The sequence below is a fragment of the Syntrophomonas palmitatica JCM 14374 genome (genome assembly GCF_001311885.1).
Classification (GTDB): Bacteria; Bacillota; Syntrophomonadia; order Syntrophomonadales; family Syntrophomonadaceae; genus Syntrophomonas_A; species Syntrophomonas_A palmitatica.
Genome location: NZ_BBCE01000019.1, coordinates 35,449 through 54,517 on the forward strand (window position 1 = coordinate 35,449; position 19,069 = coordinate 54,517).

Below are 19,069 nucleotides of genomic sequence, written 5' to 3' on the forward strand. Positions count from 1 at the left end.
ACCTAATAACTATATATCGATATCCACGATTTTATTAATCATCAAAAACCCCATAATTTCCATAATTACCGCCGCAACCAAAATGGTAATTCCCCTGATATCATATATTAGGATATTAAAATACGTCGGATTTATTAGAAGCATGACGGCGATTAGAACTACAGGCAGCAGGCCGATTATCAAACCGGATAACCTGCCCTGGGCTGTTAAAACCTTTATTTGACGTTTAATTTTTGTCCTTTCCCTAATCGTACTGGATATATTATCAAGTATTTCCGCCAAATTTCCGCCAACCTGGCGTTGTATAATTATGCCGGTAATAATCATATCCAGATCATCACTGCCGACTCTTCGCCCCAGGTTCAGCATGGCTTCTTCATGGCTCATACCCAGGTTCATTTCGCGCAGAGTCCAGGCAAACTCGGCTGATATTGGATCAGGTAGTTCTCGTTTTACGGCGTCCATGGCTTGTTGAAACCCAATCCCTGCTCTTAAAGCATTGGCCATGATTACCAGCGCGTCACCCAACTGCTGATTTAACAACTGCAGCCTCTTGTCCATTCTACTTTTAAGATATATATGGGGCAGGCACAAACCTAAAAATAGTCCTATGGGCAGGGCCCAAATATTTCGCGTTGGCAAATACATTGCAAGTGGAGCTAAAAATATACTGCCAATCCACAAGGCGACGTATTCTTCTCCTTTTAAGGGAATACCTGCTCTGAACAGTTTAAACTGTAATGTCCTGGCCAGAGACTGGCTCGCAAAAACTCGCGTAATACTATTTATTAATGGTTTCAAGAACAGCCTTTTCTCGCTATTTTCTATTGAAGTTGGGTTTTCGTTCGTCTCTAACTGAGCCAGGCGCTCCTGATAAATATCATAAGATGAAACCGATCGCCAAACTGCAATTACTGTTGTTGTTACAAGTACAAATCCAGCCAGGCAAATCATATATTCCACAAACAGAACCTCCCTTAGACGCGATTTACCACCGAAACGTACAATTTCAATATTAGATTCTAAGATGAAAAGTTTAAAATAATATTAATGAATAACTTCTTGTCTACGATAAGATGAGATTAAAATTCATTTTCATAAAAACATCATTGTTCATCAGGGTTTAATCTATCCGTCAGTTGGTGAATTTCTGCCTTATTAAATTGAGAAATAATCTGTGGGCAGCAATATCCCCTGGGCCGCCAGGCGGTCACGGCATCTGGGAATTAAACCCGTGGCCCGGTGTCTGCCTTTAACCCTGCCCCGCTCATCTACTCCATTTTGCTCGAATACGAAGAGATCCTGCAAGGTAATGACATCCCCTTCCATTCCTACAACCTCAGTAATCTGGGTTATTTTGCGATAACCATCCTGCAGCCTGCTCTGGTGCACAATGAGGTCAATGGCCGCAGCGATCTGTTCACGAATAGCTCGTACCGGCAAATCTATGCCTGCCATAAGCACCATGGTTTCCAAACGGGATATGGTATCCCGCGGAGAGTTGGAATGTCCAGTTGTTAATGAACCGTCATGCCCGGTATTCATAGCCTGGAGCATATCAAGGGCCTCTCCGCCTCTGACCTCACCAACAACCAGGCGATCGGGTCTCATGCGCAGTGAATTTATAACCAGATCACGAATCCCTATTTCCCCTTTGCCGTCAACATTAGCCGGTCTGGTTTCCAAAGAGATTACATGTTGCTGTTTCAGTTGCAGTTCTGCGGAATCTTCAATTGTAATAATACGTTCATCCTCGGGAATGAAAGATGAAATAATATTGAGAGTGCTGGTTTTTCCTGCTCCAGTTCCTCCTGATACAATTATGTTCATACGTCCCTTAACACAGGCTTCAAGAAACCTCGCCATAGGCACATCCAGGGTATTATTTCTAATAAGGTCTTCAACTCCCAGCAATCGCGCAGAAAACTTGCGAATGGTTAAAACACAGCCATTGAGAGCCAACGGAGGAATGATAGCGTTTACTCGGGATCCATCCGGCAGCCGTGCGTCAACCATGGGCATACTTTCATCAATACGGCGTCCCAATGGTGAAATAATTCTCTCGATAATCGCATGCAAATGTTGGTCATCACGAAATTTTATCCTGGTCAATTCTATTTTGCCGCTTCTTTCCACATAGATTTGATCAGGTCCGTTTACCATGATTTCTGATATACTTTCATCTTTTATAAGCGGATTAATAGGACCGAAACCTAGAACTTCATCTAAAACCAGATTTGCTATATCCTCTCGGTCATTACGCGAATAATAAACACCTTCATGATCCAGAGCTTCTTCTACCCTCCGCCGGATTAATAACTCCTGTTCATTGTTCTCTGCTCCCGCTTTATTTGTGTGCAGATGATCTCCGCCCAGTTCCTTAACAATTTGCCGATGTATTGTGTATACCTGTTCCTGAAAACGCAGTAATGGCAGCTCTTGTGCTGCAGGAACCAATGCCAGGCTTCCATTATTATTGTTCTGTAAGCGTGATCGCAATGACATTTTTTATCCCTCCTGCACTACTTTTAAGACTGCAGATATTCCTTTGGAAATCGGAGAACGAGGATTCATTTTAACGAAAGGCACACCCTGGTTAAGCGAGGTTACCACTAGTTTACCGTCACTGGGCACTTCCGCCTCAATTGACATATCCAAAACCCTTTCAACATCATCCGGCTCGATTCCGGCAACTCCCGAAGATCGGTTTAATATTAACCTGGTGCGTTCTAACAAGTTTAGTGAACGTAAAATATCAATGCCCTTTTTTACGTTTTTGATTGTAGGAAGATCAAGACTTACTATTAGCAGGATTAAATCAGAGATTTCAAGCGCTGTGAGAGTAGTATCGTCAATGAATGAAGGCGTGTCTATGAAGGTATATTTGAACATCATGCGGCAAAGTTCCAGTATATTTTGCACGCCATCAGGGTTAACCAGATCAGCCAGCTCAGGTCTATTTGGCGCGGCCAGGATTTGTACTCCATTGCGTTCGTAAAGGTATTCCTCCAAAATCTGTATTGAAAGTCTGTTCCCTTCTTGCATTAATTCAGAAATGGTTTTGCGAGGACTTAAATTCATCATCAGGCTGATATCACCGAATTGAATATCTAAATCAACTACTCCTACCTGGTTCTTATATTCCTTGGCCGCAGCCACGGCCAAATTAGAGCAAACCACGCTCCTGCCTACCCCGCCCTTGGTCCCGAATATTGTTATTAACTGTTTGCTCTTGCCTTCTGGTTTATGACTTGTCTCAATTTCGTTCTTTTCTTCCTGGGTAATTACTTTACCGGGCAGGGAAGCGACCTGCCGCACGGTACGATGCAGCTGCCCCGGCGACAAGGGCTTAACCAGATATTCCCTGGCCCCGGCCAGCATAGCCTTCTTAACTGTTTCCAGATCATCGGTAAGCGATAACATAATAACTGAAATACGGGGATAATTTATACTGATCTGCCGGGCGGTTTCCAGACCATCCATGCCATCCAGATTGACATCAGTAACCAAAACCTGCGGTTCGGTGGTTTCTATAAGTTCCATAACCTCTTTGCCGCTGCCTGCCTCCCCGACTATATCTATACCATCATCCAGTTCAAGGAGATTACGAATGCTCACCCGGGAAGATTCATTACGATCGGCCAGTATTAATTTTATCTTTTTCATTTATCCACCCTCCGCCATCAATCCACTTTATCGCTGAACAGGAGCATTTAATAAGTTGTTGAGTTGATAGGGATCTGGTGTAAAATTCGTCTTGTCAATCGGTGAACGCAGCATCAAACGTACGCTGCCACGTTCTGAAGACAAAACCAATGGCAATGCTTCATCTACTCCCACCGCGAGAGTAATAGTCTTATTAGAGGGATTTTTCTTTTCATCAACCAATTTCAGGTTTTCCCCTACGGCAATTACTTGAACGTTCTGCAGATTAAGCACTGTATACGTTCTTGATCTGCCTTGATCATCAACAGGTATATCTACCGTTGCCACCACATCTACTCGGTCTCCCGCTTCTATGTATCCTGCAACCCCGCTTACATCGTTTACGGCTACAGATACAGCCCTTTTCCCCTCGGGTACGGCATATGCAAGGCGCTGCTTCATATCATGGACGGTTAATAGTTTTGAACTGAGAATCTGTTCCCCGGCACTTATATCTGAAATCGCGGTCTTCCCAACAACGCTCTCTTCCTGATATAGAGCCAAAGGATGAGCATATGATTTGGGCAGTTCGGTTATTTTTATTTTTTTACTGTCAATTATGGTGTCTTTTTTAATATTACTGCTGGCTGTAACTACCCTTACCAGCTCAGATGGGCTGTAACTCGCTTTAAGATTGTGGAGGTACTGATAAGCCAGACCCGCCGTAATCAAGCCACACATTATCGCTATAAACCAATATTTTCTGCTGCCCCTTAACATGGTTGATCCTCCTAGTCGCATAATTTGGCTGTATATAAACCGCTGTCGCTGACATTTTCGTCCCCTTTTGCCGAAATTACATAGCGCATGAATTTGCCTTTTACTTTATTTTCAATCCCCTGACCTGCGTATTCCTCTGTAAAAAACGCTGCAAATCCAACAACCTTAACTGTGCATGGATGTTCACCCCAATTTACCTGTTCTATATGGACTACCGGAACCAAAAGAATACGCGGGCAGCCCTTATGATACTGATAGTAGCTACAGGATGGCGTGTGTTTACACATGTTTATACGATACTCCACTCCATTTTTAGTCGGTCCGGACATATTGCCTGATTCTATCGAAATAATATCACCCACTTTAATTTCACCCGAGTAGCCGTATTTTATATTGTCCCGATAAGGTCCGCCCCATTACGACCTAGTATCAGTGCTCCAAACCAACCATGATACAGGTTATCCCCCGAACCTTGTTTCAATATGATTTCTTCACCGTAATTAAAGTCACCCTCTAAGACTCCGAAGGGAACCACCCCATATACTGAGGATACAGGAATTACTTTGGCTTTTGACTGTGCTTTAACCTTTGCTCTATCAAATCCCAACAGACGTGCAAAACCTAAAGTCAATTGTCTGGTGGCCGCCCCGCCAATGCGGCGGTTATCATTATCCAGCACAAATCCGGCTTCCTCATCGGATAATCCGTTAAGTCCGGCATATTGGTCAGCAACCCCCAGTGATACATCGGGCTTAGCAGGCAAATCCTGAGCTGCCGCTAAAACTGCGCTGTCGAGGGCATTAGCCATACGTGCCCGGTTAAGATATATTAAGCCTGCATCAGTAACCAAAGATGCAAAACCGGCGAAAACCACCATGGCCAGGGCCACAAATACCGCTGCGTTTCCTTTATCTGAAAATATCAGCCTGCGCCATAGTTTCAAGGACCCTGCCTCCCCCCAATTTTGATGCTATTCCATTCTCATGCTGCATTCCGCAGATAATAAAACCGGATTGGGCAAAATACTGGCAAAAAGTGGTGTCATTAAATCTGATCTGTAATTTATCCCCACCCGTAAAGTTTCACCCATACTGCGGTCTGTTGATGTTGGAGATATTCTAATTTCCATACGGCCTTGTTCTAACCAACTTCTTTGTTCATTGATACGGTTTTGTATTTCCTGGTCAGTGTGACCTACCGCACCGTAACGCGCTCCTTCGCGTGCCAGGTTGCTGATCAGTAAGTAGGTGCCGATTATCTTTCCAGATTCACATATCCCGGTAAAGAGCAATATTAATATTGGCAAAACCAGAGCTAGTTCAACTAACGCCTGAGCCTTTTCCTTTTTAAGCACTCCAGATAAATACTTCATCTTTAACACCAACCCCTAATGAAGCTGCTCAATACTCCCAGAGCAATAGGAATCGCATATGGATAGTACATACTGAATTCATCTTTATGAACCATATCGGTCAGATTTGCCATGCCTATTCCAGCTAAAAAAACCCCGCGCCTTAATCTTTTAAAGGCTGCGCCAAGCTGCCTCTGCATAGTTAAAATTATTACCGCAATAATCCCGCCCCAAATTGCCATCCACAGAAACGTATTTAAAGCAAAAATACTTCCCTGACAAGCGCCGATAAAACCTAAAAGTTTTACATCTCCAGCCCCCATCCCTCCTAATACGAACGGAATTATCAATAACGCTAATCCCGTTCCCAGCCCTTTTAAAGCGGATAACACATCAGCGCTCCCTCCCGTCCAAGCATGCAGTAAAAGAGCCAGAATCAAACCAGACGCCAACAAAATGTTTGGAATGCGTCTTTCCTTGTAATCAAAAAATACCGCTATGCTCAATACAACTACCATAAGAACATCATGCAAATCCATGAAGCCAACCACCCTTTAAGGAAAAATAGCCCTACTTTTTAAAAAGCAGGGCTGTCTGCAGATTAATTAAAATACAATACTGTCAAAAAGAGCGACCAATCTGTCTCCTAACGCGGCAATGGCAACCATTACAACTACAGCGATGCCAGCCAAAATTAGTCCATACTCAGCCATACCTTGTCCTTCTTCATTGGTTATAAGCTTCTTTCCCATTTTAAACATAAACGCCACCTCCAGATTTTTTTAAAAGACTATTTAATGCTTGTCTTAAGGATAACAGGTGATGTTCGACAAATATATCCACAACTCGACTCATTTTTTCTAATATTATTTTCATTCGGTTTAGACTGGTCTTTTGTCCCATGTTTTCAGCTTAATTAGGTCTATTTTCCTTGCGTTGATTTAATGGATATTGATACCATAACCCAGAAAAAACAAGTCCCGGCATAAAGCCGGGTAAAATCATTCGTATATCATTCCCAATATCTATGACCTATGGGGGATATAGTCAGTTTAAGACCTGGATACATTCGGGAACATCTATTTTAACTGAGTTTACCATTTTGGATACCCTGTAGAACTTCAGGGTGTCTTCAGGTTTAAAACGGGATAGAAAAGTTTGTGCCTCCTGGCGTTTTATAATGCCGCTGCGCAGCCAGAGATCTTCTTGTCCGTTTTTTATTATGAAAGGCATACGCTTATGAATTTTATATACTGCAGAGGCGGCTTCGGTGGTAATTATGGTAAAGCTCTGCAGAACTTGGCCATCCTCAGCTATCCATTCATCCCATAGGCCGGCAAAACAGAATAAGTCGCGCGAAGGCACCACAAAACGATAGGGCTGTTTCTCAAAGCCTAGTCCTTGCCATTCATAATAACCATCAGCTGGAACGAGGCATCGCCGCTGCCGCAGTGATTCCTTAAATGATGCTTTCTCAGCTATAGTTTCCCAACGTGCATTAATAAGTTTGCTTCCAAGGGTACGGTCTTTGGCCCAGCAAGGCACCAGTCCCCATTGCATCTGCCGCATCTGCGTTTCGCCGCGATAATAAATTATCACGGGGCGCTCTTTGCAGTGGGGCGATGTTATAGCGGGGTCCGCCTATTTTTTCAATAACAACACACCCAAACCGTTCTGATAACTCATCAGTATTAATTGTCAGTGTATAACGCCCGCACATCATCAAAGCCCCCTCTACCTAATTGATTTGCGTCTGACCGACTTTACCATAGGTTTTCCTTCGTCTTCAATCGTCATATTTTCCTCAAGAAATAGGCCATAGGCTTGATTTTAAGTGTTGTTCACGATATAATAATCACCACAAGGGCCGTTAACTCAGTGGGAGAGTGCTTCCTTGACGCGGAAGAAGTCATAAGTTCGAATCTTATACGGCCCACCATATTTAACATTAATAAGCCTGATTTTATCAGGCTTTTTCTATTCTGGCTATATTATTCCAGGTCGATGGCATTTCCCTTAAATCGTTAAGTATCAACAAAGGTATATATTACTCAGATAAAAGGCAGATAAAAATAAACCCCAATATTCCAATAACATAGTTTTTGTACCCCCGCAATATATTTATGATATGAATTTGGGGCAGGGGGTTCGATTATGTTTTTCGTGCTCCGCAAAAAAGATCTGATTGTATTTCTCTGTGGCATCCTCTTTATAGGTCTGTCCTGGTCAACATTTCATATCGCTGCACATCCCAATATGGAAAGTTGGCTCAAAGAAAAAATTGTTATCTCCCAATTCCCAACCGATAAAAAAATCGTGGTCTTAACCTATGACGATGGGCCTGATCCACGTTTCACCCCTTTAGTTCTGGACATTTTAAAAAAGCACCATGCTCACGCCAGTTTTTTTATTCTGGGTAAACGGGCTGAAAATCACCCAGAAATAGTGAAGCGTATAAGTAAAGAAGGCCACGAGATCGCCAACCACAGTTACAGTCACGCCGATTTTAATAGAATAAATAAAGCTGCCATGCTTCAGGAAATACAGACTACGAATCGAATAATTCATTTTATCACCGGAAAAAAACCGCTCTGGTTCAGACCGCCGGGGGGTTTTCTTTCCTACCAGTTGGTTGAAATATGCCGTAAAGAAAATCTGACTATCGCTTACTGGACCTACCAGCAGGACAGTAAAGACTGGCGCCCCGGGGTAGGAGCACAACAAATTGCCAATCATATCATCAAAAGGATTAAACCGGGACAGATAATAATTTTGCATGACGGCGCCCCTAACGGAATGCAAACTGCCCAGGCCACTGATATATTGCTTGATGATCTTGAAAAACAAAGCTATCGCTGCGTGACTATGAGCGAATTAATGGCTCTGGCAAACAAGGAATAATGTATAGGATAAGGCCATAAATATGTAAAAAACCTTTTAAAGGGGGCGCGATTTCATGCCCAGAATTATTGGTTTTTACACCATGTCCCATAGGGCTAAAATTATGTTGGCCGCTATTATTGTAATGGTTCTGCTTACCAGCAGCATAGTGTATGTTCAGGCTTACCATCGTTTAAAACCGGTTTATGAGGTGCCTACCGACAAAAAAATTGTAGCTTTAACTTTTGACATAAGTTGGGGCAACCAGACGCCAATGCCCGTAATAGAGATACTTAAGCAGAACAATCTAAAATGTACGTTCTTTCTTTCCGGTCCCTGGGTTAAACAATACCCAGAAATTGCGCAGAGAATTAAGAAGGATGGCCACGAAATCGGCAGTCATGGATACCGCCATATTAACCTGAGCAATTTAAGTAAGAGTGAAATTAAAGATGAAATCGAAAAAGCACACAAAAATATTAAAGAGGTTACCGGGGTTGATGCCAAGTTAATCAGAACCCCCAATGGAGATTTTAATGACCAGGTTATAGAAGCCATCCATGAAAGCAATTATGAAGCAATTCAATGGACCACCGATTCATTGGACTGGATGAATCCGGGAATTGATACTATTATTGAACGCGTCAGCAAAAAAAGTTCATCCGGGCGATATTATCCTTATGCATGCCAGCGATACCTGTAAACAAACCCAGGAAGCTTTGCCTGTAGTAATAAAGAATCTCAAAGACCAGGGTTACCAGTTTGTAACTGTATCAGAATTACTAAAAGAAGTTCCCAGCAGCAGTGAAAAACCAGCCGATTAGTTAAGCTAAGCAGTAAAACCAAGAAAAAGAGAAGCCATTTAAGTGATCGCTTAAATGGCTTCTCTTCAGTCTTCGTCGGTATAACCTTCGATATGCTCCAGCCCTATGGCCCGCAGTATTTCATCAATCAAGGCTTTATCCAATGGAATCCCTCCCTTCTTTTTTTATACAATAACATTTCATGTTTAAATTATATCATTTATAGATGTTAAAATAATGTAAAATTTTGATTAATATATCAATTCAGTGTTTTCTATTTATCATTATCCTCATGATTCTGTTCAGGCCAGGATACCAATTGACGAGGTATCCTGGATACCGATTCTAGAAATATTATCTCATCATCCTGGGTCGCGCCTAATTCTTTGAATCTGCGGGCCGCGACCAGCACACGGCTTTCTAATGAACCTGCCGCCTTATTGTAAGCCTCGATGGATTTTTCAAGTCCCTTTCTTATATCATTAAAATGACCAGCCATGGTAGCGATCCGGTTGTACAACAATTTTCCCAGTCCGCTTATTTCCCGGGCATTTTCGGCTATCTGCTCCTGCCGCCATCCATAGGCCACGACCATTAATAGGGCTATCAGTGTTGTAGGCGTAGCCAATACAACCTTTTGCTGTGAAGCGTATTCGAGCAATGCCGGATCCTGTTCCAAAGCAGCACTGAAAAAGGATTCTCCGGGCACAAATAAAACTACAAATTCCGGGACCGGTTGAAATTGCTCCCAATAGCTTTTACTGGCCAGTTGATTGACATGGGTCTTAAGCTGCCTGGCATGGTCCTTCAATTTCTCCTGGCGTAAATTTTCCTCTTGTGATTCTATGGCATCCAGATATGCTTGTAGTGGAGTTTTGGCATCAATAATTATATGCCTATTGTTAGGCATTTTTACAAGCAGGTCAGGACGCAAACGCCCGCTATCTGAACTTGCAGATACCTGTTCATAAAAATCACAGTACGGGGTCATCCCGGCTAATTCTACTGCCCGGCGCAGCTGCATTTCTCCCCAGCGTCCCCTTACCTGAGGCATACGCAGGGCTTTCACCAGTTTTGCTGTCTCCGTCTGCAGTTGTAGTTCGCTGCGTGCCAGATTTTCCAACTGCTGGCTAAGTCCTGAATAAGCAGCTATACGGTTTTTCTCCATTTGCTGCAGTTCCTGGTCCACCCTTTGCAATGAATTCTGTAATGGAGACACTAATTGGGAAATAGCCATCTGCCTTTTCTCCAGATCGTTTTTGGCTTTTTCCTGAAAGCTTTCTAAACTAGCCCTGGCCAGTTCTATAAATGACTGGTTGTTGTTATGCAAAGCCTGGGCAGACAGCGACCGGAAAACATCACTGAATTTATCCTGCGCCTCATGCAGTACCGCCATTTTCTCCTGCAGGATCTTCTCCTCTTGAGCAAGCTGCATCTGCAATTGTACCGTCTTTTCACGCAGTTCAGTGTTTATGGCCTGAAGTTCTTCTATTTTTCTATCCCGCTGGTGCAAAAGGTTCTCTAACTCCCCTAACCGCAAAGACTTTTCACGAACAACTGCGCGAGCCTGCAACATCCGGGCTGCAAAATAAGAACCTGAAAACGCCACGATTATGATGGCTATAATAATCAAAAGTATAAAATTAGTGTTCACAGATTCTCCCCTCTCTTCTATAAAATGCCTGCAGACTGTGCGTATTGTCTGCATGTTACACCTCCAAACTAATTCATAAAGTAATTATTTGGAGGTGGTTTTATGTTGCCACGTGACGGAGTTATCGCCCGTTATATATTTGCTTTATGTTTCTTTTTATTAGGTTCACAAATGGTGACGGGTTGGTTATCGGCTGCCTGTGCGATCCTGGGTTGTGTAGAACTGGCTACGGCATTATTGCGTTATTCTCCGCTGTGTGAAATAATTAGCATTTATAACAGCAACAACCTAAAGCATAAATCTATATCCAATCTGAGCGAAGAAGAAACAAAATAAAGATTGAGAACGGTTACGTTCGTTCAAACTCCGGTGCGAATGAAATGGTAATCATCCGGCTGGATAACCTGGCCCCACTTTTTTAAGCGCTGCAGGTGCTTTAATATCATCATTTTATTCCAAAAAACCAAATGTTCAGTGCGAGGGGCCGGGTCATACACCAATCCCTGTTGGGCAATATCGTCAATAGTCCGAGGTTGGTCCAAAAAACTGAGTATATCCTCTTCCCTTTGCAAAGCAACTGCCAGATAATCACGCAGCAAAGCATCTACATTATCATTATTCCGCTTGAATACTCGGCGGTGCGAAGTCACCAGGATTTCAGGCTTTAACTCCATTATACGCTGTACTGATGTAATTACCTGGTCAAAATCCGAATACTCCTCACCATACCAGGGACCACCCGGTGATAGATCTATATCGGCAGTAAACAGAATCCCCTCTTTTTCGAACCAAAATCCATAATGACCGTTTGTATGCCCGGGTATATGCACCGTCTCTATTTTTGTCTTTCCACATGAGATTATATCTCCATCACTAAAAACACTATGGAGACTAATAGGACGAAATCCAGGTTTCTCTGGAACATCAGGCGGCAGATTACTGCCCCCTGAAAACAGCTGTCTTTTGGGTTGACCCATCAGCATCTCCCAGCGCGCAAAACCACTGAAATCAAAGTATGCTTCTGGAGAACTATAAACTAGAGCTTCTTCGACTCCAGCCATAACGACTGCGCTTCTGAAGTAACCTAGACTGTGGGTATGGTCAAAATGATAATGGCTAAGACATATCCGTTCAACAGCAGAAGTGGGAATTTCACTGTATACCCGTCCCCCTGCGCCGGCATCGATTACAGTTTTAATATCATCATCAATAAAAATCGAATTACTGTAAGGAAAGGATGCGCGTGGTTGGGGTCTTAATAATTTAATTGTATCCGTCAGATCAATAATCATTTGAAATCACCGCAGCTCAACAAATAGCAATAAGCCCGGGCTTTTCCCGGGCTCAGAGCATCGATAAAAGCGAATTTCATTTATTTACAAACCTGTTCAATCAGCGCAGCTAATATACGCCTTGTTCGCAGAATTTGCTTATTCCTCGGCATTTACCTAAAACGTCTGTTCTGCTGTAATAGAATATGTGTAAAGTTTATTCCAATTTATCCAGCATCTCCAGTACCATATCAAAAAAGTAGCTGATATCTTCCTTATCGTTAACTCCGGCTTTAAATCCTATTTCCGGGAACCTGCTGCTGCCATTTATCTGCACATTCACCTGGTAGGAGGATGAATCAATTTCCTCATCTCCAATATCCTGTTCAATATCATCCCAGTTTTCCTCAAATGCTGCTTCTGCCCCCAGTATTTCCTCCAGGGGCTGGGTATCAAGATTTTCTGTATTGTCTATAATTTGAGCTACTATCCATAAAACATCTGTGTAGGACATTTCCAACTCTTCACACAGCTGCATAATCTCATTGGCCACTGGCGTAATTCTCAAGAGATCTGATAAACTAACCGGGTCGCCTTTGCTCCATTTCCTTTTCATAGTCCCACCTCCGCATCTATTTGCCGCAAACCGATCCCATACGGATTTTACGGGTAACTGCAAGTTCTACTGGACAAAGCCGAGCTCCCTTATAACACAGTACATTGTACTCTCATTACATAGATTATATGTGAAGCCCCTGTTAAAAACCATTAAATAAATTAGGTAATTGCTAATCTATTTTCCGGTTTTACTCACAGATTATTAGTTTAATATAAAATCTTTCCCCTTTCAAGAGCAATTAATCTTCATATAGTTTAGCAATTGCTTCACGTTGTTCCTGTCGCAGTTTCTGTACCTGCGGATTAATAAATCGTTTTAAACGACTCTTATTATTTATTATATATTCCTCAATCTGTTCTAATTTTAGATCAGGACCGCAGCGATTTGCTCTTATACCGACACAGTAATCACTTTGCAGGTAAAACAAAAGCTCACCGCGATGCTCCCTGCCATCTATAACAAAAATCGCCTCTCCTGCCGCAACATTTCGGTCAATCATTCTTAAGTTGATTACTTCCAGTAATTCCACGAACAAACACCTCTCCAGCATATACTTAATTTAATATTCGCTATAACATGCACTCTTCCTGCCAGTAATTTTTGCACTGAATAAAATAAGAAGCAAGGGTATTTTTCATTAATTCATTTCAAATATTTTCCCTAACCCGGATATCCTTGTCTATAAAATATTTTTTCGGTAATATAGTATTATAGGTGGTTTTGGTGGTACAATTTCCTACCAATGGGCCTATTTCTTTTGCGATTTGATAGGCTTCGTTAGTTATGCCGAAAGGAGCATGTTATTTGGACTTTACAGCAGCTATTTATAAACGTGATGATCTAACCTGTGTGGTAGTAATCGTGAAGAAAGAAATTATTAAGGATAAGTATGAATCAGAACAAGCCAGTCAGCTGTTTGGCAAATTGTTTCCTTTGATGCCAGTAGTATTAATGGCTCAGGATTATCGCGGCGACGGTATGTTTTACGGTCCTAAAGATATAGTACACGTATTATCCAAGATCAAACCCGAACATATGCCCTGGAAGAAGTATTCAGTAAAGGATTAACCCCGGGCAACGTAGTATATAATAGTCGCAGATTATTGGCTGTATTGATTTTTATATGATATGGGTTGCTGGAGGTATTTATTAATGAAGTTTGATGAACGGCTGAAACAATTAAGGATTGAAAAGGGTCTCAGCGAAAAAGAACTGGCGGAAGAACTCATGACTACGGAGACTACAGTAAGGCTTTGGGAAAAAGGCAAGCTGGATGTTAATCTGGAGATGTTGGAAAAACTTGCGGAGTATTTTGACGTATCCACCAAGTTTCTGCTGGGTACTGTAATGGAAAATCTCCCTCCAGAAGAAGCTGTTCAGAGTTATCGAATTGCCCGAGAACTTTCCAAAGCGAGACAACAAGAAAAAATGCAGAAAATGATGCAAGAAGCTGCGATTGATCCTCCCCGGCAAACTCAACCGGCTGAAGATTCACCAGTTGAATCATTTACCCTGGAGGATGAATTCCAAACACTTCATGCCAGTACAGTCGCTGTTTATAGTAAGATTTCCGGCAGCGATCCGGCGGAATGGGTGAATTTTATAGAGGATTACTGGCCGATAGGAACGGCTATCACCAATATGTATGGCAATGACCTTAATAATTACTTTTACCTGCGGGTTGACGGCGATCGCATGAAACCTACCCTCTTAAAAGGTGAAGTGGTCCTGGTACGCAAACAAAGCAGTGTTCATAATAACGAAGTAGCTGTGCTGTTATGCGATTGGGGAGAATCAATTATAGCCCGTGTAACACATACTCCCGATAAAATTGTGTTATACTTCGATAATCAAGCATACCCTGCTCAGGTGTATGATTCTGCTAATTGTTTGGTACTTGGCAAAGTGCTGTGGAAGTCAAACGCTCCCCAATAACATGACAGCAAAAACCCCCTGTTTTTTAAGGACAGGGGGTTTAGTTTTTGTCTGGTGCCCGGAGCCGGGGTCGAACCGGCACGATTGTCACCAATCGACGGATTTTAAGTCCGTTGCGTCTGCCTGTTCCGCCATCCGGGCATTAATATCACAAAAAAGAGTTTAACAGATAAATACTAATTTATCAAGGCCACTAGCTGGTATTTCAGTTTGCCTTACGTTAATCAGTAACCAACTATCGCAGTTGACACATAATGCGACACAGCTTATCTGTTATTGCTGACATATCGCTTCATTCATTTGCGAGCGTTAGCGAAGCTATCTATTTTAACCTTAAAATAACATGTATCAGGCAAATATATCCTCTAATTTCGCTCTCTGCTCTGGATTTCCAATGATGACCAGTTTTCCGCCGGCTTGTATTTTAGCTTCCGGCCCCGGGTTATACAGCCATTGCCCCTCTTTGTCCTGCAGGGCAATGGGAAAAAGTCCTGCTATTTTCCAAAAATCCACATCCGCGAGTCTCTTGCCAATATAGCGTGTTTTCTCGCTTATGTTTATTTCTTCCACCCTCAAGTTTTTATCTTTGTCCCTTAACATTATATCCAGGAAACTAACTGCCATGGGGCGAATCATTTCAGAAGCCATCCTCAAACCGCCGATCTGGTTAGGAGAAACTACCGAATCCGCGCCGGCTTTGCGCAGCTTATCTATCATGCGGCTGTCCTTACAGCGAGATATAATCCTTAAGTTTTCGCACATTTGTCGGGAATAGAGGGTAATAACCAGGTTGTCTTTATCCTCCATAACACAGGCAATAAGTCCGCGTGCTTTTTCAATTCCGGCCTTAATAAGATTCTCGTCATGTGTTGCGTCACCGTTTATTATATAGAAATCCGGAGAATCAATTTCCCTTTCCAGTAACGCTGCACGTTCGGAGTTGATTTCAATGGCAACTATGGGACGCCCAGTAGCAATACACTCCCGTACAATATGTATGCCGGTTTCTCCGCAGCCACACAGTATATAATGATTTTCAAGCTTCTGAATTAATTTAGCCATTTTATTCCTCCTAAAAATATGCAAGAGATTTCCTTCTACCAGCAGAGCGGTAACATTTGAAGTAACCAATAGAAAACCTGCCGCCCCGCATATAATAAGAATCATTGTAAAGATCCTGCCGCTGGGATTATTGGATAAATCAAATATTTCCCCGTATCCTACACTGGCTATGGTAATTATGGTCATATATGCGCAATCCAGCCAGCTTGCAGTACCTTTCATTATTATGTAATATCCAATAGTTCCCACTAGAATAATAATAAATAGTAACTGCACCGTCCAAATTACTTTTTTGCATATTTGTTTCAAGAGACGCCCCCCGGTTGTTCCGATTACTTATATTACCTCATATCAGCCTCTGCAGAGAAGCCGCGTCAAGTTGCTCGCAAAACCCAAATTTGCGGTGTAGTTAAAGGCATAACGTGAGTGATAAATAATTCAATTTGTGTATTCCATATTCCTGCCACAATTTCCTTATAATTATTTTATTGTACTGTTTAATAATCATGTTTGAGTATATTTGGTGATTTACGCCCGGGGGCAAAAATACCCTCTAATATGTTGACTATTAAAATAGGTGATGGTAAAATATAATTCGTTGCGGAGCCGTGGTGTAGCGGTGAACATGCCGGCCTGTCACGCCGGAGATCGAGGGTTCAAATCCCTTCGGCTTCGCCATATTAGCCTCGGTAGCTCAGCAGGTAGAGCAGCGGACTGAAAATCCGCGTGTCGGTGGTTCAACTCCGCCCCGAGGCACCATGAATAAGCGGAAGTGGCTCAGTGGTAGAGCATCGCCTTGCCAAGGCGAGGGTCGCGAGTTCGAATCTCGTCTTCCGCTCCAGAAAAAACAGCGCTGCTTAATGTGGCGCTTTTCATTTCCTGTCCGAGAACTTAAGCCTTGCTAGTATTCTTGGATGCTGATATAATAATACTTGCTTTGGGCGGGTGGCGAAGAGGCTAACGCTGCGGTCTGCAAAACCGCCATCCACCGGTTCGAATCCGGTCCCGCCCTCCATACAAAAACGAAAGCGCTTGATGCTTAATGCATAAGCGCTTTTTGTTATTAGCCCCAGATTAACACAATTTATCGCAGGTTTTTCATCTGTGGGATAAGACAAAATTCTTCTCTGAAACATAGCGGGCGGCATTTAAGCCAGCCACCTGCCCTTCTCCTACTGATTTGGCCACCTGATAAGGGGCTCCGGTACAATCACCAGCCGCAAATATACCTGGAATATTGGTTTCCTGCTGGCGATTCACCTTAATATGTTTATCATCAAGTTCCAAACCAGATATTAAGCGTTCTGGAGATGTTTCACCGCCCAAAATGAAGATCCCATCCAATTCAAGCCTCTGATTATCCTTAAATACTAAACCCTCCACATATTCCTGCCCCAATATTTTAGCGGGTTTATTATATATTATCTCTACCCTCTGATCTAAAACACCGATCCCTTTATATAGCGGTAAATAATAAACCTTATGGCATATTTCCGCCATAAAATTGGCTTCATGTTCGGCTTCAGAACTGTGAGCAATTATAATTATATCTTTGCCCCTGTACAAAGGGCCATCACATGTGGCACAATAGCCCAAACCTTTCCCTAAATAGCTCTCTTCGGCGGGCAGAGTCTCCTTATATGGAATGCCTGTTGCAATAATTATACTGCGGGTTGTGATTATTTCTTCACCAGCCAGTATTTTAAACCAGCCGTTCTCTTCCATAATGCTGTCAGCTTTCATGCTGGTACGTTCAAGATTCATTTTATCAACATGATCCATGAAGCTGTCTAACAATTCCTGGCCAGTAATACCGGGCAGGCCCAGATAATTATTAATTAATTGTGCCTTATGCAAAGGAGGGCTGCATAGTGCAGCCCCGACAATAATTACCCGTTTGTTTCTGATTCTGGCATTAACCGCTGCAGACAATCCCGCTGGGCCACAGCCCAATATAACAATATCGTAAAGTGACTGCTCCAATACCTTCACCTCGATTTTAATTCTACATATAATTTTTATCTGCAGGATTAAATATTATGTGTATTAAATAACTATATTTCGTAGGCTATACGACGCAATTCCTCTATCAAGCTGGTTAATTCCTGTACACTGGCGGTAATCTCTTCGCTGGCGGCCGCCTGCTCTTCACTGGATTTGACTGTTATCTCCGAACCACGAATCGCTGCGGTAATTTTATCCTGTATATCCTGAGTGAGTCTGCGTATTTCCATGGCAGTAGTTTTAGAGCTTTCAGACAGTTTGCGTATCTCCTCCGCTACCACCCCAAAGCCCTTGCCGGCATCTCCGGCTCGCGCTGCTTCTATGGCGGCATTTAAACCCAACATCTTGGTTTGATCAGCAATTGTCTTTATGTAATCCAGGGTATTAACGATTTCTACTGCACTCTGTCGGATGTTAATTATTTCCTCGTATAAAGCTCTCTGACTGCTGTTTATTTCACCTGCCGCCGTGGCGTTTTCCTCAATAGCCGCAGAAATTTCGTGCATACCGGTCTGGTAGGTATCAGACATCCGGCGCAAGGCATAAGCATTATCTCGTTTCAAAGCCGTCCCGATGGTTCCCACCACCTTGGAGCTATCTTCATCATCAAAAACTGGTGCACAGTGTACCTTCAATGCTATTCCATAAAAGCTTTCATCCAGTTCAATCTCCAAAGGTTTCTTGCTTTGAATTACTTTATCTGCTGCCCCGCCTTTGGCAAAAGCTTCTCCAACCTTTACAAACGGAACATCAAAACTATGTGTATCTTTAAATAAAAATTTTTCAAGGTCAGTTGAATAGAACGTTATATTTTTGGGAAATATCGTATAGGCCTTGGAAATAAACTCCGGAAAATCGTCAAGTAACCGGCTGCCCATAATAACACTCCTCCCTGTTTATTATATATCTGCAAAATTATCTTCATAATATTTCGTCATCTCAGTAAGTTATTCCTTTAAAATCATTCAAATATTAGCGGCTTATTTTGTACAGCCGATGCGAATGTTTATGATTTTTATGAACCTTTCATACCAGTAAAAATAATTGTTAATCAAATAAAATGAT

Annotated in this window: 23 protein-coding genes and 6 tRNA genes; 11 read left to right on the forward strand and 18 right to left on the reverse strand. The window is 42.5% G+C overall.

Annotated elements, in window-relative coordinates; all coding sequences use genetic code 11:
* Nucleotides 1–9 precede the first annotated feature (9 nt).
* From JCM14374_RS10795 to JCM14374_RS10840, 10 genes are all read right to left on the reverse strand, one after another.
* Nucleotides 10–954 (reverse strand): type II secretion system F family protein, encoded by a 945-nt coding sequence (locus tag JCM14374_RS10795; protein ID WP_242848976.1) that lies wholly within the window; start codon nucleotides 952–954, stop codon nucleotides 10–12.
* A gap of 204 nt (nucleotides 955–1,158) precedes the next feature.
* The gene (locus JCM14374_RS10800) at nucleotides 1,159–2,505 is read right to left on the reverse strand and encodes a TadA family conjugal transfer-associated ATPase (RefSeq protein ID WP_054697141.1); all 1,347 of its coding nucleotides are present in this window, start codon (nucleotides 2,503–2,505) and stop codon (nucleotides 1,159–1,161) included.
* A gap of 3 nt (nucleotides 2,506–2,508) precedes the next feature.
* Nucleotides 2,509–3,666, reverse strand: a complete 1,158-nt coding sequence (locus JCM14374_RS10805) for a CpaE/TadZ family protein (RefSeq protein ID WP_054697144.1) — start codon at nucleotides 3,664–3,666, stop codon at nucleotides 2,509–2,511.
* Nucleotides 3,667–3,693: 27 nt separating this feature from the next.
* Nucleotides 3,694–4,425: a Flp pilus assembly protein CpaB gene (gene cpaB, locus JCM14374_RS10810; RefSeq protein ID WP_054697147.1), complete on the reverse strand. Its 732-nt coding sequence runs from the start codon at nucleotides 4,423–4,425 to the stop codon at nucleotides 3,694–3,696.
* Nucleotides 4,426–4,436: 11 nt separating this feature from the next.
* The gene (locus JCM14374_RS10815; protein WP_054697150.1) at nucleotides 4,437–4,787 is read right to left on the reverse strand and encodes a hypothetical protein; all 351 of its coding nucleotides are present in this window, start codon (nucleotides 4,785–4,787) and stop codon (nucleotides 4,437–4,439) included.
* 26 nt (nucleotides 4,788–4,813) lie between these two features.
* The gene (locus JCM14374_RS10820) at nucleotides 4,814–5,368 is read right to left on the reverse strand and encodes a TadE/TadG family type IV pilus assembly protein (protein WP_054697153.1); all 555 of its coding nucleotides are present in this window, start codon (nucleotides 5,366–5,368) and stop codon (nucleotides 4,814–4,816) included.
* Nucleotides 5,369–5,395: 27 nt separating this feature from the next.
* A complete protein-coding gene (locus tag JCM14374_RS10825) occupies nucleotides 5,396–5,797 on the reverse strand; it encodes a TadE/TadG family type IV pilus assembly protein (protein WP_054697155.1) in 402 nt (133 codons plus the stop codon).
* 2 nt (nucleotides 5,798–5,799) lie between these two features.
* Nucleotides 5,800–6,315, reverse strand: coding sequence for an A24 family peptidase (locus JCM14374_RS10830; RefSeq protein ID WP_054697157.1), 516 nt, complete (start codon nucleotides 6,313–6,315; stop codon nucleotides 5,800–5,802).
* Between the two features lie 66 nt (nucleotides 6,316–6,381).
* A complete protein-coding gene (locus JCM14374_RS10835) occupies nucleotides 6,382–6,537 on the reverse strand; it encodes a Flp family type IVb pilin (protein WP_054697159.1) in 156 nt (51 codons plus the stop codon).
* 286 nt (nucleotides 6,538–6,823) lie between these two features.
* Nucleotides 6,824–7,375 carry an SOS response-associated peptidase gene (locus JCM14374_RS10840; protein WP_083454052.1) on the reverse strand — a complete coding sequence of 184 codons (552 nt, stop codon included), beginning with the start codon at nucleotides 7,373–7,375 and terminating at the stop codon, nucleotides 6,824–6,826.
* Between the two features lie 265 nt (nucleotides 7,376–7,640).
* On the opposite strand from JCM14374_RS10840, the gene JCM14374_RS10845 reads away from it, so the two are divergent.
* The 4 genes from JCM14374_RS10845 (at nucleotide 7,641) to JCM14374_RS14905 (ending at nucleotide 9,480) form a co-directional block, all read left to right on the forward strand.
* A tRNA-Val gene (locus tag JCM14374_RS10845) sits at nucleotides 7,641–7,715 on the forward strand.
* A 215-nt stretch (nucleotides 7,716–7,930) separates the two neighbouring features.
* Nucleotides 7,931–8,677, forward strand: a complete 747-nt coding sequence (locus JCM14374_RS10850; RefSeq protein WP_054697162.1) for a polysaccharide deacetylase family protein — start codon at nucleotides 7,931–7,933, stop codon at nucleotides 8,675–8,677.
* A gap of 55 nt (nucleotides 8,678–8,732) precedes the next feature.
* Complete coding sequence (locus JCM14374_RS10855) at nucleotides 8,733–9,359, forward strand: polysaccharide deacetylase family protein (protein ID WP_242848972.1); 627 nt, start codon at nucleotides 8,733–8,735, stop codon at nucleotides 9,357–9,359.
* Entirely contained in the window at nucleotides 9,337–9,480 is a 144-nt protein-coding gene (locus JCM14374_RS14905; protein ID WP_242848973.1) for a hypothetical protein, read from the forward strand. Before JCM14374_RS10855 ends, JCM14374_RS14905 begins: the two co-directional genes overlap by 23 nt.
* A gap of 253 nt (nucleotides 9,481–9,733) precedes the next feature.
* Here JCM14374_RS14905 and JCM14374_RS10860 read toward each other — a convergent pair whose 3' ends face one another.
* Nucleotides 9,734–11,167 carry a DNA recombination protein RmuC gene (locus JCM14374_RS10860; RefSeq protein WP_054697164.1) on the reverse strand — a complete coding sequence of 478 codons (1,434 nt, stop codon included), beginning with the start codon at nucleotides 11,165–11,167 and terminating at the stop codon, nucleotides 9,734–9,736.
* A 48-nt stretch (nucleotides 11,168–11,215) separates the two neighbouring features.
* Here JCM14374_RS10860 and JCM14374_RS10865 point away from each other — a divergent pair, with 48 nt between their 5' ends.
* Nucleotides 11,216–11,449: a hypothetical protein gene (locus tag JCM14374_RS10865; protein ID WP_054697166.1), complete on the forward strand. Its 234-nt coding sequence runs from the start codon at nucleotides 11,216–11,218 to the stop codon at nucleotides 11,447–11,449.
* Nucleotides 11,450–11,472: 23 nt separating this feature from the next.
* Here the strand turns inward: JCM14374_RS10865 and JCM14374_RS10870 are convergent, their stop codons facing one another.
* The 3 genes from JCM14374_RS10870 to JCM14374_RS10880 form a co-directional block, all read right to left on the reverse strand.
* Nucleotides 11,473–12,405 (reverse strand): MBL fold metallo-hydrolase, encoded by a 933-nt coding sequence (locus JCM14374_RS10870; RefSeq protein WP_054697169.1) that lies wholly within the window; start codon nucleotides 12,403–12,405, stop codon nucleotides 11,473–11,475.
* A 196-nt stretch (nucleotides 12,406–12,601) separates the two neighbouring features.
* Entirely contained in the window at nucleotides 12,602–13,000 is a 399-nt protein-coding gene (locus tag JCM14374_RS10875) for a hypothetical protein (protein ID WP_054697172.1), read from the reverse strand.
* 241 nt (nucleotides 13,001–13,241) lie between these two features.
* On the reverse strand, nucleotides 13,242–13,532 hold the full coding sequence (locus JCM14374_RS10880; RefSeq protein ID WP_054697174.1) for a hypothetical protein: 291 nt from the start codon (nucleotides 13,530–13,532) through the stop codon (nucleotides 13,242–13,244).
* A gap of 275 nt (nucleotides 13,533–13,807) precedes the next feature.
* Here JCM14374_RS10880 and JCM14374_RS10885 point away from each other — a divergent pair, with 275 nt between their 5' ends.
* Together JCM14374_RS10885 and JCM14374_RS10890 are read left to right on the forward strand one after the other, a co-directional pair.
* Nucleotides 13,808–14,071, forward strand: coding sequence for a hypothetical protein (locus tag JCM14374_RS10885; protein ID WP_054697177.1), 264 nt, complete (start codon nucleotides 13,808–13,810; stop codon nucleotides 14,069–14,071).
* A gap of 84 nt (nucleotides 14,072–14,155) precedes the next feature.
* Nucleotides 14,156–14,938 carry a helix-turn-helix domain-containing protein gene (locus JCM14374_RS10890; protein WP_054697179.1) on the forward strand — a complete coding sequence of 261 codons (783 nt, stop codon included), beginning with the start codon at nucleotides 14,156–14,158 and terminating at the stop codon, nucleotides 14,936–14,938.
* A 52-nt stretch (nucleotides 14,939–14,990) separates the two neighbouring features.
* Here the strand turns inward: JCM14374_RS10890 and JCM14374_RS10895 are convergent.
* Both JCM14374_RS10895 and JCM14374_RS10900 read right to left on the reverse strand, forming a co-directional pair.
* Nucleotides 14,991–15,079 (reverse strand) — tRNA-Leu (locus JCM14374_RS10895).
* A gap of 207 nt (nucleotides 15,080–15,286) precedes the next feature.
* Nucleotides 15,287–16,309, reverse strand: a complete 1,023-nt coding sequence (locus tag JCM14374_RS10900) for a potassium channel family protein (protein ID WP_054697183.1) — start codon at nucleotides 16,307–16,309, stop codon at nucleotides 15,287–15,289.
* 293 nt (nucleotides 16,310–16,602) lie between these two features.
* Here JCM14374_RS10900 and JCM14374_RS10905 point away from each other — a divergent pair.
* The 4 genes from JCM14374_RS10905 to JCM14374_RS10920 all read left to right on the forward strand — a co-directional run bounded on the left by JCM14374_RS10905 (nucleotide 16,603) and on the right by JCM14374_RS10920 (nucleotide 17,015).
* Nucleotides 16,603–16,678, forward strand: a tRNA-Asp gene (locus JCM14374_RS10905).
* Between the two features lie 5 nt (nucleotides 16,679–16,683).
* A tRNA-Phe gene (locus tag JCM14374_RS10910) sits at nucleotides 16,684–16,759 on the forward strand.
* Nucleotides 16,760–16,766: 7 nt separating this feature from the next.
* Nucleotides 16,767–16,841 (forward strand) — tRNA-Gly (locus JCM14374_RS10915).
* Nucleotides 16,842–16,939: 98 nt separating this feature from the next.
* A tRNA-Cys gene (locus tag JCM14374_RS10920) sits at nucleotides 16,940–17,015 on the forward strand.
* An 83-nt stretch (nucleotides 17,016–17,098) separates the two neighbouring features.
* Here JCM14374_RS10920 and JCM14374_RS10925 read toward each other — a convergent pair.
* Both JCM14374_RS10925 and JCM14374_RS15400 read right to left on the reverse strand, forming a co-directional pair.
* Nucleotides 17,099–17,983: an NAD(P)/FAD-dependent oxidoreductase gene (locus JCM14374_RS10925; RefSeq protein WP_054697186.1), complete on the reverse strand. Its 885-nt coding sequence runs from the start codon at nucleotides 17,981–17,983 to the stop codon at nucleotides 17,099–17,101.
* A gap of 71 nt (nucleotides 17,984–18,054) precedes the next feature.
* Nucleotides 18,055–18,882, reverse strand: coding sequence for a methyl-accepting chemotaxis protein (locus JCM14374_RS15400; RefSeq protein WP_054697189.1), 828 nt, complete (start codon nucleotides 18,880–18,882; stop codon nucleotides 18,055–18,057).
* Between the last annotated feature and the right edge of the window lie 187 nt (nucleotides 18,883–19,069).